The sequence below is a fragment of the Streptomyces sp. NPDC016562 genome, from assembly GCF_043076955.1.
GTDB lineage: Bacteria > Actinomycetota > Actinomycetes > Streptomycetales > Streptomycetaceae > Streptomyces.
This window is the reverse complement of record NZ_JBIBRZ010000005.1, coordinates 115,388-130,873: the sequence shown is the minus strand read 5'-3', so window position 1 is coordinate 130,873 and position 15,486 is coordinate 115,388. Positions and strand designations below refer to the sequence as shown.

The following is a 15,486-nucleotide window of genomic DNA, read 5'->3' as shown; positions in this document are numbered from 1 at the left end:
TACCGAACGCCTCCATCCTCCCGCTCCCGGCCGCTGCGCCCAAGGGCGATCCCCGGCCGACGGGGGGTGTGATCGAGGACCCCGGAATGTTTGGTAATGTTTTCCACGTCGGAACGGCCCGCGAGGGACGCGAGACAGACACCTTGTCCGGGTGGCGGAATGGCAGACGCGCTAGCTTGAGGTGCTAGTGCCCTTTATCGGGCGTGGGGGTTCAAGTCCCCCCTCGGACACAAGAGAAGGACCCCGCTTCGGCGGGGTCCTTTTGCGTGGGCCGGGGGTCGAGGGGCAGGGGTACGTCGCGGGGCCGGGGTACGGAGAAGCCCGTACGGGGCCCCGCGCGCGGGGCTCCGTACGGGCTCGGGGGCGTCAGTCGCGCGCGGCGGCGAGCTCGGCGACCCGGCCGCGCACCAGGTACCAGCCGCCGACGAGGGCGGCGCCGATGACCGGGACGAACATGACCGTGGTGCGGCCCACACCGCCGTCGCACCACATCAGGACCAGCACCGCCACGAGGAAGACCAGCGTGACGACCTGGGTGTACGGGGCCCAGGGCAGCCGGTAGGCGGGGCGCTGGAGGCGGCCCTGCCGGGCGCGGCGCCAGAAGTGGAGCGAGCAGATCATGACCATCGCCCAGGTGCCGAGGATGCCGAGCGAGGCGAAGTTGAGGACGAGCTCGAAGGCCTCGTCCTCCATGAAGTAGTTCAGGCCGACGCCGGCGACGCCGAAGGCGGCGGTGAACAGGACGCCGCCGTAGGGGACCCGGCCCTTGTTCATGCGGGCGGTGAACTTCGGGGCGGAGCCGGAGATGGCCATGGAGCGCAGGATCCGGCCGGTGGAGTAGAGGCCGGAGTTCAGGCTGGAGAGGGCCGCGGTCAGGACGACCAGGTTCATGACGCCCGCGGCGCCGGGGACGCCGAGCTTGTCGAAGACGGTGACGAAGGGGCTCTGGTCGGAGCTGTACTCGGTGTACGGGAGCAGCAGCGCGAGCAGGACCACGGAGCCGACGTAGAAGAGGCCCACGCGCCACATGATCGAGTTGATCGCCTTGGGCATGATCTTCTCGGGGTTCTCGGTCTCGCCGGCGGCGACTCCGCAGAGCTCGACGGAGGCGTACGCGAAGACCACGCCCTGGATCACCAGGAGCATCGGCAGGACGCCGGAGGGGAAGAGTCCGCCGTTGTTGGTGACGGAGGCGAGGCCGGGGGTGTGGCCGCCGATCTCGTGGCTGGTGGCGACGAGCCAGATGCCGACGATCAGGAAGACCACCAGGGCGGCGACCTTGACCAGGGAGAACCAGAACTCCATCTCGCCGAAGTACTTCACCGAGATCAGGTTGGCGGTGAGGACGACGGCGAGGGCGATGAAGGCGAGGACCCACTGGGGGACGTCGGTGAACAGCGACCAGAAGTGGGCGTAGGTCGCGGCGGCGGTGATGTCGGCGACGGTGGTCGTGGACCAGTTCAGGAAGTACAGCCAGCCGGCCGTGTAGGCGCCCTTCTCCCCCATGAACTCACGGGCGTAGGAGACGAAGGCACCGGAGGAGGGGCGGTAGAGGACGAGCTCGCCGAGCGCACGGACGACGAAGAAGGCGAAGACTCCGCACACCGCGTAGGCGATCGCGAGGGAGGGGCCGGCGCCGGCGAGGCGTCCGCCGGCGCCGAGGAACAGGCCGGTGCCTATCGCTCCGCCGATCGCGATCATGTTGATGTGGCGGGACTTGAGGTCCTTGCTGTAGCCCTCGTCACCGGCGTCGACGTGGCGGGTCGGCGCCGGGGCGGGTGCCTCGGTCAAGGTGCGGTCACTCAGGTCACTCAGGTCACTCATGTATGACTTCGCCTTCGTGGGTCGGGCGGGCAGGCCGGACCGGGCGCAGGGGAGCTGGGTGGTGTCCCCTGTGTCATGGTCCGGTGATTTTGTCGCCCCAGGAGACCATGAGGGTCCGCCGCCTGCCAAAATCGCCCCTCGCATGACGAAGCCCCCGATGACCTTGGAAACGGTTGTCGGGGGCTTGGTCTGAGGAGGAATGCGGGGTCAGTCGCCGGGCGTGGTCTCGGCCGCCTGATCGAGGCGGAAGGCCTCGTTCCCCAGGCCGATGCGGGCGTGCACCTCGGGGCGCTCGCGGCGCAGCACCACTCCGTACAGGAGCCCGATCACGACGGCGGCGCCGATGACGCCGGGCAGGAGCCAGCTGAGGGCGGAGCCCTTCTCGGCGCCGACCAGGACGTCGAAGTCCTTGACGGTGTAGGCGGCGATGCCGAGCAGGGCGAGGCCCGCGGCGCCGGCGGCGACGAGCCGCCAGACCTGGGCCGCGGCGGTGCCCCGGCGGACGAAGAAGGCGATGACCGCGAAGGAGGCGGCGGCCATGAGGAGGGTCACACCGAGCGCCCCGACGTTGCCCATCCAGGTGAACAGGTGCAGGACGGGGGTGGTCGGGTCGGGCAGCTGCACCGGCAGGCTGGGGTCGGCGGGCGCCTCGTCGCCGGTGACGGCGAAGGCGATCACGACGAGGGCGGCGATGACGGTCTGGAGCAGGGAGCCCGTGGCGGGGGCGCCGGTGCCGGGGTTGGTGCGGCCGAAGGCGGCCGGGAGCAGGCCCTCGCGGCCCATGGCGAAGGCGTACCGGGCGACCACGTTGTGGAAGCTGAGCATGGCCGCGAACATGCCGGTCACGAAGAGGACGTGCAGGACGTCGGTGAAGGTGGCGCCGAGGCGGGTCTCGGTGAGCTGGAAGAGGAGGCCGGGGCCGGCCTCCCCGGCGGTCTTGACGACCTCGGCGGGGCCGGTGGCGACGGTGAGGGCCCAGGCGCTGAAGGCGAAGAAGAGGGCGACGAAGCCGACGCCGAGGAACATCACGCGGGAGACGACGATGTGCGGCTTGCTGGTCTCCTCGGCGTACACCGGGGACTGCTCGAAGCCGACGAAGGCGGCGATGCAGAAGCACAGGGCGGTGCCGAGGCCCGCTCCGCTGAGCGTCTCGGGGTTGAAGGCGTGGAGCGAGAGGCCTTCGGGGCCGGGCTCGGTGAGGGCGGCGACGTCGAAGACCACGACGAGGGCGCACTCGATGAGGAGGAGGACGCCGAGCACCTTGGCGTTGAGGTCGATCTTGAGCCAGCCGAGCGCTCCGGTGACGGCGACCGCGAGCAGGGCCGGTATCCACCAGGCGAGTTCGATCTCCAGATAGGTGGCGAAGAGGCTGGAGATCTCGAAGCCGAGGATGCCGTAGACGCCGACCTGCATGGCGCTGTACGCGATGAGGGCGACGAGGGAGGCGGCCGCGCCGGCGGTGGGGCCGAGGCCGCGCGCGATGTACGCGTAGAAGGCGCCGGCGTTGTGGACGTGCCGGCTCATCTCGGCGTAGCCGATGCTGAACAGCGCGAGGACGACGCCGAGGATGACGAAGAGCAGCGGCTGGCCGACGATGCCCATGACCCCGAAGGTCGTGGGCATGACACCGGCGACCACCATCAGCGGCGCGCTGGCGGCGAGCACGGAGAGCAGCAGGCCCGCGGTGCCGAGCCGGTCGGCGCGCAGGGCCCGGTCCTGGCCCTTGTAGGTACGGATCTCGGCCGGGTCTTGGAGCGTGGTGGATCTGCCCGTCGGCATGGCGCCGTCCTTTCGGGGGTGGGGTCCTTCGGGGGCTCCGCGGAGCCAGGGGGTCGTCCGGCGCCGCGGAGGAGGGGGTCAGGCGGTGCCGAGCGCGACCCTCCGCGCGGCGAGGAAGGCCTTGTGCGGGTCCCGGTCCGGATAGGACCAGGGGGCCCGGGTGGCGTGGCTGCCGATGCGGTGGAAGAGGGCGGCGGCCTCGGCGGGGCGGCCCTCGCAGAGTTTGGCGTGGGCCAGGAAGTTGAGGTCGACCCGGTTGCGGGGGTGGTCCTCGCGCTCCCACTCCAGCCACCAGTCGAAGGCGGAGCGCAGGACCTGGCGGGCGCGGCGGCCGGCCCAGTGGGCTGCGGCCGCCTCGGGGCCGTGGCCGTACGTGGCGGCGAGCACCCGGTAGCGCTCGGCGTGGGCGACGACGGGGAGCACGGCGAGCGGGGAGTCGGCCGGGGACTCCTCGGCGGCCCAGGACGCGAAGTCGTAGACCTCGTGGAGCGGGTCGTGGCCGGAGGTGAGGGCCCGCTCGGCGAGCCGGGCGACCATCAGGTGGTGGGCGTGGTGGTGCTCGCGGTGGCGGGCCCGGACCTGGTCGAAGTGACGGCTGAACTCCTCCTCGGTCCCGAAGGTGCGGGAGAGGAGCAGCAGTCCGAGCCAGGGCGTGGGGTCGGCGGGCAGCAGGGCGGCGGCCCGGCGGCAGGCCTCCTCGGCGTCGGCCGGCGCGCCCTGCTGGCGCAGGGCGTCGAAGACGGCGGCGCAGGCGAGCAGGGTGGCGGCGTCGGCGCTCTCCGGTTCGGCGAGCAGCCATTCCCGCGCCCAGGCGGTGGCCGCCCGGGTCTGGGCGAGCACGACGACGCGGTGGCCCCGGCGGTCCCAGTCGTCGCCGGTGCCGACGAGGAGGGAGCGGGCACTGGCCCAGCGTCCCTGGTTGAACTGGCTGCGGACGTCGACGAGTTCGGCGTCGCACAGGGCAGGGTCGAACAGCTGGGCGTCCCGCTTGCGGGCGCGGCCGAGGGGCGGAGGCGGGGACATCCGCGGGTATCCCTCCAGGACGCGGGCGGCCGGTGATCACGCACAGCAAAGCGGTACGCACAGCTCCACGTCAAGGTCCAGTCCACTGCGTGGCGGGTTTCAACTGGTCTGGAGGTCGTGTGAGTTGTGTCGGATGCGGCGCTTCGGGGCCTTCGATCGCCCACCGTAGAGTGGGCCGCATGACGGCATCCGACGCTCTGCCCCCGTACCTGCTGGGGTTCCCCGGCCCGTTGCGCGACCGGTTGGTCGCGGCCGCGCTGAGCGGGGCGAAGACCAGTACCACCGGCCTCCTCGCGGAGTACGAGGCCGAGGGCGAGGCCCTGCCGGAGCCGGGAGCCCGCAGCCTGCTGGTGGACTCCGAGGAGCGCGGGGTGGCGGTGGTGGAGGTGACGGGCGTGGAGGTGCTGCGGCTCGGGGACGTCGGGCTGCGGCACGCGCTCGACGAGGGCGAGGGGTACGCGTCGGTGGCCGAATGGCGTCGGGCGCACGAGGAGTTCTGGCACAGCGGGCCGCTGCGCGCGGCGCTCGGTGACCCGGGGTTCACGGTCGACGACGACACGCGGGTCGTCGCGGAGCGGTTCCGGGTCACCGAGCGGCTGTCCGCCTGACGGTCAGGCGGTCGCGCGGGCGGTCAGGCGGTGGCGCGGGCGGTCAGGCGACCGCGTCGGCGGCGGCGCGGCCCGCCGCCCGGCCCGAGAAGATGCACCCGCCGAGGAAGGTGCCCTCCAGGGCCCGGTAGCCGTGGACCCCGCCGCCGCCGAATCCCGCCGCCTCGCCCGCCGCGTAGACGCCGGGCAGCGGTTCGCCCTCGGGGGTCAGGACGCGCGAGGAGAGGTCGGTCTCCAGGCCGCCCAGGGACTTGCGGGTCAGGATCGAGAGCCGTACCGCGATCAGCGGGCCGGCCGCGGGGTCCAGGATGCGGTGCGGGGCGGCCGTGCGGATCAGTTTGTCGCCGAGGTACCTGCGGGCGCCGTGGATGGCCGTCACCTGGAGGTCCTTGGTGAAGGGGTTGGCGATCTCCCGGTCGCGGGCGACGATCTCGCGCCGGACGGCGGCCTCGTCGAGGAGGTCCTCCTTGGTCACCGCGTTCATGCCGCGCACCAGGGCGGACAGGTCCCGTTCGACGACGAAGTCGGCGCCGTTGTCCATGAAGGCCTTGACGGGGCCGGGTACGGCCTGACGGGCGCGGGAGATGACGTCGCGGATCGACCTGCCGGTCAGGTCGGGGTTCTGCTCGGAGCCGGAGAGCGCGAACTCCTTGCCGATGATGCGCTGGTTGAGCACGAACCAGGTGTGGTCGTGGCCGGTCTTCATGATGTGGTCGAGCGTGCCGAGGGTGTCGAAGCCCGGGAAGAGCGGCACGGGCAGCCGCTTGCCGGTCGCGTCCAGCCACAGCGGGGACGGCCCGGGCAGGATGCGGATGCCGTGTCTGGACCAGATCGGGTTCCAGTTCTCGATGCCCTCCGTGTAGTGCCACATCCGGTCCTTGTTGATGTGGCTGGCGCCCGCGGCCTCCGCGACGCCGAGCATCAGGCCGTCCACGTGGGCCGGGACCCCGGAGAGCATCCGCTGGGGCGGGGTGCCGAGCCGGGCGGGCCACTGCGCGCGCACCAGGTCGTGGTTGCCGCCGATGCCGCCGCTGGTCACGATGACGGCCTGGGCCCGCAGGGAGAAGGCCCCGGTGGTCTCGCGGCTGCTCGCGGTGCCCCGTACGGCGCCGGAGGGTTCCAGTATCTCGCCCGTCACCGTGTCGACCGCGCCGGCCGTCGCGCCGAGGCCGGTGACCCGGTGGCGGAACCTCAGCTGGACCAGGCCGCGGGCGACCCCGGCCCGGACGCGCCGCTCGAAGGGTTCCACCAGGCCGGGGCCGGTGCCCCAGGTGATGTGGAAGCGGGGGACGGAGTTCCCGTGGCCGTTGGCGTCGTAGCCCCCGCGCTCCGCCCAGCCGACGACGGGGAAGAAGCGGACGCCCTGCGCGTGCAGCCAGGGGCGCTTCTCCCCGGCCGCGAAGTCGACGTAGGCCTCGGCCCAGCGACGCGGCCAGGCGTCCTCGGCGCGGTCGAATCCGGCCGTGCCCAGCCAGTCCTGGAGGGCGAGGTCGTGACTGTCCTTGATCCGCATCCGGCGCTGCTCGGGCGAGTTCACGAAGAACAGACCGCCGAAGGACCAGTGCGCCTGGCCGCCGATCGACTGCTCCGGCTCCTGGTCGAGCAGGATGACCTTGCGGCCCGCGTCGACGAGCTCGGCGGTGGCCACGAGGCCCGCGAGCCCGGCCCCGATCACGATCACGTCTGCGTCGTACGTCATGCGGTTACCCGTCCTCCGTCGGTGGTGGGGCAGATCCTTGGCTACGGAGCGGTAACCAGTCAACAGCGGTGGTTGGATGACCTGTGTGAGTGCCGCTGATGAAGTACTGGACGTGGTGGACCGGGACGACCGGGTGGTCGGGCAGGCCCCGCGCGGCGAGGTGTACGCGCGCGGGCTGATCCACCGCTGTGTGTTCGTGCAGGCCACGGATGCGCGGGGGCGGGTCTTCGTGCACCGGCGGACCGCCTCGAAGCTCGTCTTCCCCTCGCACTACGACATGTTCGTGGGCGGGGTGGTGGGCGCCGGCGAGAGTTACGCCCGGGCCGCGCTGCGGGAGGCCGAGGAGGAGCTGGGCGTCTCGGGGCTGCCGCAGCCCGTCCCGCTGTTCAAGTTCCTGTACGAGGGCCCGGGCGGGGCCTGGTGGTCCTCCGTGCACGAGGTGCGGTGCGAGCAGGCGGTGGCTCCGCAGGCCTCGGAGGTCGCCTGGCACGCGTACCTCTCGCCGCAGGAGCTGGAGCGGCGGGTCGGGGACGGGCAGTGGCCTTGGGTACCGGACGGGCTGGAGGCGTACCGGCGGCTGCGGGAGTTCCGGGGACTCCGGCAGTAGATTGGGCGGGTGATCGACTTCGTCAAGGACGCGCGCCTCTGGTTCGCACCGTCGCGGCTGAAGGACGAGGGCGAGACCCCCGACTACCGCTTCTCGCTGGCCAACGAGCGGACCTTCCTGGCCTGGATCCGGACCGCGCTGGCGCTGGTGGGCGGCGGTTTCGCCGTCGACCAGTTCCTGCCCGACCTGCGGTGGGGGGTGCGGGTCGGGATGGCCTTCGCGCTGCTCGGGGTGGGCGCGGCCTGTGCGCTGCGCGCCGTGAACCACTGGGTGCGGTGCGAGCGGGCGATGCGGCGGGGCGAGGACCTGCCGGTGTCGCGGTTCCCCGTGGTGCTGAGTCTGGGCGTGGGGCTGGTCGCGGTGACGATGGTGGTGGTCGTGCTGCTGGGCTGGACGAGGGGCCGGTGAGGCCTCCCGGCGGGGGCGGCGTGGGCGCGGCCGGTGAGTTGCGTGATGCCGGGTTGCAGCCGGAGCGGACCCGGCTCGCCTGGCGGCGGACGACCCTGGCCTCCGCGGTGGTGCTGGTGCTGGCGCTGCGGCAGACCTTGCGCGGGTCGGGCACTGCGGAGGAGCTGGTGGGGGCGGCGGTGATCGCGTTGTCCTGGCTGGCGTTCCTGGGGGTGGCGCACCGGCGGATCCGGGCCCTGGCGGCGGGCCGGCCGACGGCTCTGGCGCCGCGGGCGGCCCTGGCCGCGGCGGCGTGCACGGTGGCGCTGGCGGTGTGCGCGATGGCGGTCGTCGTCTGACCCGAAGGTCCGATGATCGGGCTTCTTCCTCCAGCCGGAGCGCCACTCGGACACAACGGGCGATATGCGGCGATCGGCACTAACGTCGGCGCCATGACGACCATGCACCACGAACATCCCACGCATCAGCACACGCACGGCGCGGACTGCGGTCACCGGGCGGTGCCGCACGGTGATCACACCGACTACGCGCACGACGGGCACCTGCACCGGGAGCACTCGGGGCACTGGGACGAGTGCGAGCCCTCGGGGCACATCGCGCACGAGGGCCACGCGCACGCGCATGGCGCGGACTGCGGGCACGACACGGTCCAGCACGGTGACCACGTCGACTATCTGCACGACGGGCACCGGCACGCGGCCCACGACGGGCACTACGACGACCACTGAGTGACGGCCCGTACTGGGGATCAGCCCACACAGGGGATCAGCCGGTACAGGGCACCCCCTCTCCCCCGGCGCCGCGACGGCTGGCAGGATGCTGACCGCCCGTCAAGCGATGTGGGGAGAGCCCGGATGCCCGTCGAAGAGCCGTATCTCGTCCAGCCCGCGCCGGGCGTGTACGCCTACGTCCAGCCGGACGGCGGCTGGTGCCTGAACAACGCCGGTTTCGTGAGCGACGGCGGGCGCACCCTGCTCGTCGACACCGCCGCCACCGAACGCCGCGCCCGGGCGCTGCGTGACGCGGTCGTGGCGGCCGGGGTGCCGCTCCCGCGCACTGTGGTGAACACCCACCACCACGGCGATCACACCTACGGCAACGGCGTGTTCGCCCCCGAGGCGCTGATCCTCGGGCACGACAACGCACGGTCCGAGCAGCTCGCCGCGGGGCACCAGCTGGAGATGATCTGGCCCGCCACCGACTTCGGCGCGATAGACATCACCCCGCCCGACCTCACCTACAGCGACCGGGCGACCCTGCACGTCGGCGGGACGGAGGTGCGGGTGGTGCACCCGGGCGTGGCCCACACCACCGGGGACTCGGTCGTGTGGCTCCCCCGGCAGCAGGTGGTCTTCACCGGGGACCTGGTCTTCGCCGGGGGGACGCCGTTCCTGGCGATGGGCTCCCTCGCCGGCTCCCTGCGGGCGCTGGAGCTGCTGCGCTCGCTGGACGCGGAGACCGTCGTACCGGGGCACGGGCCGCTGACCGATCCGTCGGCCTACGAGGCCACCGAGCGGTACCTGCGGTACGTGGCCGAGCTCGCCCGGGAGGGGCGGGCGAAGGGGCTGACCCCGCTGGAGGTGGCGCGCGAGGCCGATCTCGGCGAGTTCGCCGCCTGGCGGGACAGCGAGCGGCTGGTGGCGAACGTGCACCGGGCGTACGCGGAACTGGCCGGGGAGCCGGAGGGCGCGCCGCTGGACATCCTGGCGGTCCTGAAGGACATGACGGTGATGAACGGCGGGGCGCCGATCCTCTGCCACGCCTGATCCCGCGGACCCCCGTCCACCCGCGCGGCCGGAGGTGTTCCTCCGGCTCGCGCCTCTGGACGGCATACCGACTGGTCGGCATGATGTCTCAGGAACACCCGTGACGTCTCACGGACACCCGTCGTCCACCCCGCACGGAGGTGCACCCCATGAGCCCAGCCTCAGCCCCGGCAGCGGCCGGCCCGCCGGGCCTCGACCTGGAGCGGCTGCGCGGCCATCTCGACCGGGCCCGGCCGGGACTCGTGGCCGGGTCCTTGCGCGGCCGGCTGATCGAGGGCGGCCGGTCGAACCTCACCTACGAGATCACCGACGGGACCGACCGCTGGGTGGTGCGCCGCCCGCCGCTGGGTCACGTCCTGGCCACCGCCCACGACATGCGCCGCGAGCACCGGGTCATCGCCGCGCTGCACGGCACGGCCGTGCCGGTGCCCGAGCCGGTCCTGCTGTGCGAGGACGAGGCCGTGCTCGGGGCGCCGTTCTACGTCATGGAGTACGTGGACGGGGTGCCGTACCGCACGGCCGGCGAGCTCGCCGCGCTCGGCCCGGAGCGCACCCGGCGGGCGGTGCTGGGGCTCGTGGACACCCTGGTCGAGCTGCACGCGGTGGACCCGCGGGCGGTGGGCCTGGGCGACTTCGGCCGGCCCGAGGGCTTCCTGGACCGGCAGTTGCGCCGCTGGGGCAAGCAGCTCGCGGCCTCGCGGGGCCGGGAGCTCCCGGGGATCGACGAGCTGCACGCCGCGCTGGGCCGGGCCGTGCCCGCCTCCCCCGCCCCGACCGTGGTCCACGGGGACTTCCGGCTCGACAACGTCCTGATCGGCGGCCCCGACGACACGATCCGGGCGGTGCTGGACTGGGAGATGTCCACGCTGGGCGATCCGCTGACCGATCTGGGGCTGCTGGTCATGTACAGCTCGGACCTGGGCCTGACCGCGTCTCCCGTCAGCACGACGAGCGGGGCGCCGGGCCACCCGGCCCCCGCCGAGCTCGTCGAGCGGTACGCCGCCCGCTCCGGCCGGGACACGGGCGCCATCGCCTGGTACACGGCCTTCGCCTGGTTCAAGCTCGCCGTGATCCTCGAAGGCATCCACCACCGCTACACCCTCGGGCAGACCGTGGGTGCGGGCTTCGACCGGATCGGCGAGCTGGTCCCGGTCTTCATCGAGCACGGACTGACCACCCTCCAGGAAGGCTGAGGCAGGCACCCATGGACTTCGCATTCGACGCCCGGACCGAGGAACTCCGCGAGCGGCTCCTCGCGTTCATGGAGGAGTACGTCTACCCGGCGGAGCCCGTCGCCGCCGAGCAGCGCGCACGGCTGGCCTCGCCCTGGGACACCCCGGCCGTCTTCGGTGAACTGAAGGCCGAAGCACGCCGCCAGGGATTGTGGAACCTCTTCTACGTCAACCGGCACGGCGCTCCCGAGGACGGGCACGGCGCCGGTCTGACCAACCTGCAGTACGCCCCGCTCGCCGAGATCACCGGCCGCAGCCCGCACCTGGCGCCCATGGCGACGAACTGCGCGGCCCCCGACACCGGCAACATGGAGCTGCTCGCGCACTTCGGCACCGAGGAGCACAAGAAGCAGTGGCTCGAACCCCTGCTGGCCGGGGAGATCCGCTCCGCCTTCGCCATGACCGAGCCCGAGGTGGCCTCCTCGGACGCGACGAACGTCGAGACCCGCATCGAGCGCGACGGGGACGAGTACGTGGTCACCGGGCGCAAGTGGTACATCTCCGGGGCCATGAACCCGGACTGCAGGATCTTCATCGTGATGGGCAAGACCGACCCGCAGGGCGCCGATCCGCGCCGCCAGCAGTCGATGATCCTGGTCCCGCGCGACACCCCGGGGGTGGAGGTGCGCCGGGCGATGACGGTGTACGGGTACCCGGACCACGACCACGGCGGCCACGCCGAGGTGGTCTTCCACGGGGCCCGGGTCCCGGCGGCGAACCTGATCGGTGAGGAGGGCGGCGGCTTCGCCATCGCCCAGGCCCGGCTCGGCCCGGGCCGCATCCACCACTGCATGCGGCTGATCGGCATGGCGGAGCGGGCCATCGAGCTGATGTGCCGGCGCGCGGTGGACCGTACCGCCTTCGGCAAGCCGCTGGCGGCGCAGGGCGTCGTACAGACCTGGATCGCCGACGCCCGGGTCGCGGTGGAGCAGGCGCGGCTGCTCGTGCTGAAGACGGCGTGGCTGATGGACACGGTCGGCAACCGGGGCGCGCACACCGAGATCCAGGCCATCAAGATCGCGACCCCGCGGGCGGTGGTGGGGATCCTGGACCAGGCGGTGCAGCTGCACGGCGCGGGCGGGGTGAGCCAGGACTTCCCGCTGGCCGAGCTGTGGGCGGCGGCGCGGACCCTGCGGCTGGCCGACGGCCCGGACGAGGTGCACCAGCGGTCGCTGGCGCGGCGGGAGCTGAAGCGCTACCAGTAGCGGAGTCGCGGCCGGCGGCGGCCGCTGCGGACGCCGCCGGACGGGAGTCGCAGGCGCCCGCCCCGTTTACGGACGCAGCGCGCGCAGCAGCAGGTCGGCGAGGTGGTCGGCCACCTGCTGCGGCGTGAGCGGGCCGTCCGCCCGGTACCAGGTGGACAGGTGGTGGACGGACCCGAAGTGGTAGTCCACCACCAGGTCCGCGGGAGTGGCGGTGGAGAACACGCCCGTGCGCTGGCCCTCCTCCACCAGGGCCCGGAAGCGCTCGTGGTAGCGCCGGCGCTCCGCCCGGACCTGCTTGAACTTCTCCGGGCTGAGCTGGTGCATCGACCGGAAGAAGATCATCGCGTCGTCGAGGTTCTCGATCGTGGTGACGACCACGTCGGCGGCGGCCGCCCGCAGCCGTTCCTCGACGGGGGCGTCGGATCCGGCCACCGCGTCGAGCCGCTGCTGCTGGAGGCGCAGCATCCGCGCGTACACCTCGTGCAGCAAATCGTCCTTGGACCCGAAGTAGTGGTAGAGCGCGCCCTTGGTGACGCCGGCCGCCTCGACGATCTCCTGGACCGAGGTGCGGTCGTAGCCGCGCTCGGCGAACAGCCTGGTGGCGACGGCCAGCAGCCGCTGCGGTACCGGGGCTTCGTGGGTGCCTTCGGGCTCCGTGCTCTTGGCCGCCATGGTGCTGGCCTTCCCTTCCTCGTTCCTGCCTGGCCGTCGCGACCAGCTGTACGACCATCCGACTGTATTCAGCCGCGCTCGCGCAGTTCCCGTCGCAGGATCTTGCCACTGGTCGTCTTCGGAAGGACAGGCAGGATCTCCACCTGGCGCGGGTATTTGTACGCGGCGATGCGCGCGGCGCAGTGGGCCGAGAGCTCCTCCGGCGCGGCCGAGGTGCCCGGGCGCAGGCTCACGTACGCCTTGACGCTCTCTCCCCGGTACGGGTCGGGGACCCCGACCACGGCGGCCTCGCGGACGGCGGGGTGGGTGTAGAGGACGTCCTCGACCTCGCGCGGCCAGACCTTGAAGCCGGAGGCGTTGATCATGTCCTTCTTGCGGTCGACGACGTAGAGCCAGCCGTCCGGGTCCATGAAGCCGACGTCGCCGGTCCGCAGTTCGCCGTCCGGGAAGGCCTCGGCGGTCTCGGCGGGGAGCCCCCAGTAGCCGGGCACGACCTGGGGGCCGCGCACGGCTATCTCACCCGTCTCGCCGAAGGGGACCTCGGCGCCCTGCTCGTCGAGGACGCGCACGACGGTGTCGGCGCCCGGCAGGCCCACGGAGAGGGTGCCGGTGGCGGGGTCGACGGGGGCTTCGCGGTGCACGGGCACGGAGGCGCAGGCGGCGGTGGTCTCGGTGAGGCCGTAGCCGTTGCGGAGGGAAATGCCGAAGGCGGTGCGCAGGCGGGCGACGAGCGCGGGCGGGAGGGGGGCTCCGCCGCAGGAGACGACCTGGAAGGAGGCGAAGTGGTCCGGGGTGGCGCCGGGATGGGCGGCGAGGGCGATGAAGGCGGTGGCCGGTCCGACGGTGTAGGCGGGGCGGTGTTCGAGGAAGGCGTCGAGGACGACTCCGGCGTCGAAGCGGTGGGCGAGGGCGAGGGTCCCGGCGTTGACGAAGCAGGCGGCGAGCTCGCACACCATGCCGGTGATGTGGAAGAGGGGCGCCAGGGCGAAGTAGGTGGCGCCCTCGGGGAGGGGGTGGCCGGCGACCTGCCGGCCGGCGTTGTGGGTGAGCGCGCCGTGCGGGTTCATCGCGCCCTTGGGGGCGCCGCTGGTGCCGGAGGTGTAGCTGATCAGGGCGGTGTCGGCGGCGGTGGGGGCGGGGGCGTCCGGCGCGGGGTGGCCGCGGCGGGCCACGGTGGCGAAGTCGTCGACGGCGGGGGCGGAGGGGGCGGGGGTCTCGGGCGCGTCAGGCGCCGGGGCCTGGGACGCCGGGGCCTCGGACGCGGGGGTCTCGGACGCCGGGGCCTCGGGTGCCGGGGCCTCGGGTGCCGGGCTGAAGAGCCGCGCGTCGTGGCGCGTCTGGAAGTCCGTGTCGGAGGCGGTCAGGACCGTCCGTACGGCGCTGCCGTCCACGGCCCCGCGCAGGTACGCGCTCCACGCGCGGCCCTCGCAGACCAGTGCGGCCGCCCCGGCGTCGCGGAGGATGTGCCCGACCTCGCCCGCCTTGTACATGGGGTTGAGCGGGACGACCACGGCCCCGGCCTTCCATGCGGCCAGCACGGCGAGCACGAAGTGCGGGGTGTTCTGGAGCATGACCGCGACCCGGTCCCCACGGCGGACGCCCCGCGCGGCGAGGTGGCCGGCGACCGAGTCGGAGAGCGCGTCGGCCTCGGCGTATGCGATCCGGCCGTCGAAATAGGCCAGGGCGGTGCGCCCGGGAGCGCGGGCGGCGGCCGCGCGGAAGGCGTGCAGCACGGTGACCGGCGGCGTGTGGGGCGCCCGCTGGGCCGGGCTGAGCAGGGCGAGCCAGGGTTTGGCGGCGTACGAGGAGGTCACCTGGTCTCCCATTTCTGCTGGAGGTGGCTCATGTTGCTCAGCCAGCGGTCCGGCTCGGTGGCGCGGGCGGCGTAGTAACCGGCGACCTCGGGGTGCGGCAGGATCAAGAAGCGTCCCTTCTCCATGCCGTCGAACAGCGCGTCCGCGACCGCTTCCGGCTCGATCGCGGTCGGCGCGAGGACGAGTTCGCCCGCCGAGCCCGCGGCGGTCAGCATGTCGGTGCGCACCCCCTGCGGGCAGATCGCGTGGACCTGGACGCCGCGGTGGCGGTAGGTCAGCGAGAGCCATTCGGCGAAGGCGAGCGCACCGTGCTTGGTGACACTGTACGGGGCCGCTCCGATCATGGTCAGCAGCCCGGCGGCGGAGACGGTGGACACGAACCGGCCGCTCCCGCGCTCCAGCCAGTCCGGCAGCAGCAGGCGGGCGGCGCGCACGTGCGCCATGACGTTGGTGTCCCAGGCCGCCTCCCAGACGGCCTCGTCGGCGAACGCGTCTCCACCCGAGGCGAGCCCGGCGTTGGCGCAGTAGGAGGTGTCGACCGTGCCGCCGAGCGCCTCGCGGGCCTCGGCCACGATCTCCGACGCGTCCCCGGCGAGCGGGATCGCCCGCGGCCCGATCGCTGCCGCCACGGCGGCGGCCCTGGCCGGGTCGAGGTCGTTGACCACCACGGTGGCGCCCTCGGCCGCGAAGCGGTGGGCGAGGGCGGCGCCGATGCCGCCGCCCGCTCCGGTGACGACGACTCGCTGGTCCTGGTACGCGCTCACGGGGGACACCTCTCGTAGGGCCGGATGCGGATGCCCGGCGGGGGCGTGCCGGGTTCCCGACGTCGAGCAGACTAACCAGTCGGTA

Annotated in this window: 15 protein-coding genes and 1 tRNA gene; 9 read left to right on the top strand and 7 right to left on the bottom strand. The window is 73.0% G+C overall.

Annotated elements, in window-relative coordinates; genetic code table 11:
* Positions 1–145 precede the first annotated feature (145 nt).
* Positions 146–230: transfer RNA gene (locus tag ACF059_RS22270), tRNA-Leu, on the top strand.
* A gap of 136 nt (positions 231–366) precedes the next feature.
* Here the strand turns inward: ACF059_RS22270 and ACF059_RS22265 are convergent.
* The 3 genes from ACF059_RS22265 to ACF059_RS22255 all read right to left on the bottom strand — a co-directional run bounded on the left by ACF059_RS22265 (position 367) and on the right by ACF059_RS22255 (position 4,626).
* The gene (locus tag ACF059_RS22265; protein WP_392059826.1) at positions 367–1,824 is read right to left on the bottom strand and encodes an amino acid permease; all 1,458 of its coding nucleotides are present in this window, start codon (positions 1,822–1,824) and stop codon (positions 367–369) included.
* A gap of 207 nt (positions 1,825–2,031) precedes the next feature.
* The gene (locus ACF059_RS22260) at positions 2,032–3,603 is read right to left on the bottom strand and encodes an APC family permease (RefSeq protein WP_392059823.1); all 1,572 of its coding nucleotides are present in this window, start codon (positions 3,601–3,603) and stop codon (positions 2,032–2,034) included.
* A gap of 78 nt (positions 3,604–3,681) precedes the next feature.
* A complete protein-coding gene (locus ACF059_RS22255; RefSeq protein ID WP_392059820.1) occupies positions 3,682–4,626 on the bottom strand; it encodes a hypothetical protein in 945 nt (314 codons plus the stop codon).
* Between the two features lie 179 nt (positions 4,627–4,805).
* Here ACF059_RS22255 and ACF059_RS22250 point away from each other — a divergent pair, with 179 nt between their 5' ends.
* On the top strand, positions 4,806–5,234 hold the full coding sequence (locus ACF059_RS22250; RefSeq protein ID WP_392059817.1) for an ASCH domain-containing protein: 429 nt from the start codon (positions 4,806–4,808) through the stop codon (positions 5,232–5,234).
* Between the two features lie 43 nt (positions 5,235–5,277).
* Here ACF059_RS22250 and ACF059_RS22245 read toward each other — a convergent pair whose 3' ends face one another.
* A complete protein-coding gene (locus ACF059_RS22245) occupies positions 5,278–6,933 on the bottom strand; it encodes an FAD-binding dehydrogenase (RefSeq protein WP_392059814.1) in 1,656 nt (551 codons plus the stop codon).
* A 76-nt stretch (positions 6,934–7,009) separates the two neighbouring features.
* Between ACF059_RS22245 and ACF059_RS22240 the strand changes: the two genes are divergently transcribed.
* From ACF059_RS22240 to ACF059_RS22210, 7 genes are all read left to right on the top strand, one after another.
* Positions 7,010–7,540: an NUDIX hydrolase gene (locus ACF059_RS22240; protein ID WP_392059810.1), complete on the top strand. Its 531-nt coding sequence runs from the start codon at positions 7,010–7,012 to the stop codon at positions 7,538–7,540.
* 9 nt (positions 7,541–7,549) lie between these two features.
* On the top strand, positions 7,550–7,948 hold the full coding sequence (locus ACF059_RS22235) for a DUF202 domain-containing protein (protein ID WP_360887710.1): 399 nt from the start codon (positions 7,550–7,552) through the stop codon (positions 7,946–7,948).
* Positions 7,945–8,286 carry a DUF202 domain-containing protein gene (locus tag ACF059_RS22230; protein ID WP_392059807.1) on the top strand — a complete coding sequence of 114 codons (342 nt, stop codon included), beginning with the start codon at positions 7,945–7,947 and terminating at the stop codon, positions 8,284–8,286. Before ACF059_RS22235 ends, ACF059_RS22230 begins: the two co-directional genes overlap by 4 nt.
* Before the next feature lie 93 nt (positions 8,287–8,379).
* Positions 8,380–8,676, top strand: a complete 297-nt coding sequence (locus ACF059_RS22225) for a hypothetical protein (RefSeq protein ID WP_392059804.1) — start codon at positions 8,380–8,382, stop codon at positions 8,674–8,676.
* A gap of 126 nt (positions 8,677–8,802) precedes the next feature.
* Positions 8,803–9,714: an MBL fold metallo-hydrolase gene (locus ACF059_RS22220; RefSeq protein ID WP_392059801.1), complete on the top strand. Its 912-nt coding sequence runs from the start codon at positions 8,803–8,805 to the stop codon at positions 9,712–9,714.
* A gap of 149 nt (positions 9,715–9,863) precedes the next feature.
* Entirely contained in the window at positions 9,864–10,907 is a 1,044-nt protein-coding gene (locus tag ACF059_RS22215) for a phosphotransferase family protein (protein ID WP_392059798.1), read from the top strand.
* A gap of 11 nt (positions 10,908–10,918) precedes the next feature.
* Positions 10,919–12,151 carry an acyl-CoA dehydrogenase family protein gene (locus ACF059_RS22210; RefSeq protein WP_392059795.1) on the top strand — a complete coding sequence of 411 codons (1,233 nt, stop codon included), beginning with the start codon at positions 10,919–10,921 and terminating at the stop codon, positions 12,149–12,151.
* 66 nt (positions 12,152–12,217) lie between these two features.
* Here ACF059_RS22210 and ACF059_RS22205 read toward each other — a convergent pair whose 3' ends face one another.
* The 3 genes from ACF059_RS22205 to ACF059_RS22195 all read right to left on the bottom strand — a co-directional run bounded on the left by ACF059_RS22205 (position 12,218) and on the right by ACF059_RS22195 (position 15,410).
* Positions 12,218–12,823, bottom strand: coding sequence for a TetR/AcrR family transcriptional regulator (locus ACF059_RS22205; RefSeq protein ID WP_361950306.1), 606 nt, complete (start codon positions 12,821–12,823; stop codon positions 12,218–12,220).
* Positions 12,824–12,891: 68 nt separating this feature from the next.
* On the bottom strand, positions 12,892–14,649 hold the full coding sequence (locus tag ACF059_RS22200; protein WP_392059792.1) for a class I adenylate-forming enzyme family protein: 1,758 nt from the start codon (positions 14,647–14,649) through the stop codon (positions 12,892–12,894).
* Positions 14,634–15,410 (bottom strand): SDR family oxidoreductase, encoded by a 777-nt coding sequence (locus tag ACF059_RS22195; RefSeq protein ID WP_392059789.1) that lies wholly within the window; start codon positions 15,408–15,410, stop codon positions 14,634–14,636. Before ACF059_RS22195 ends, ACF059_RS22200 begins: the two co-directional genes overlap by 16 nt.
* Positions 15,411–15,486: the final 76 nt, after the last annotated feature.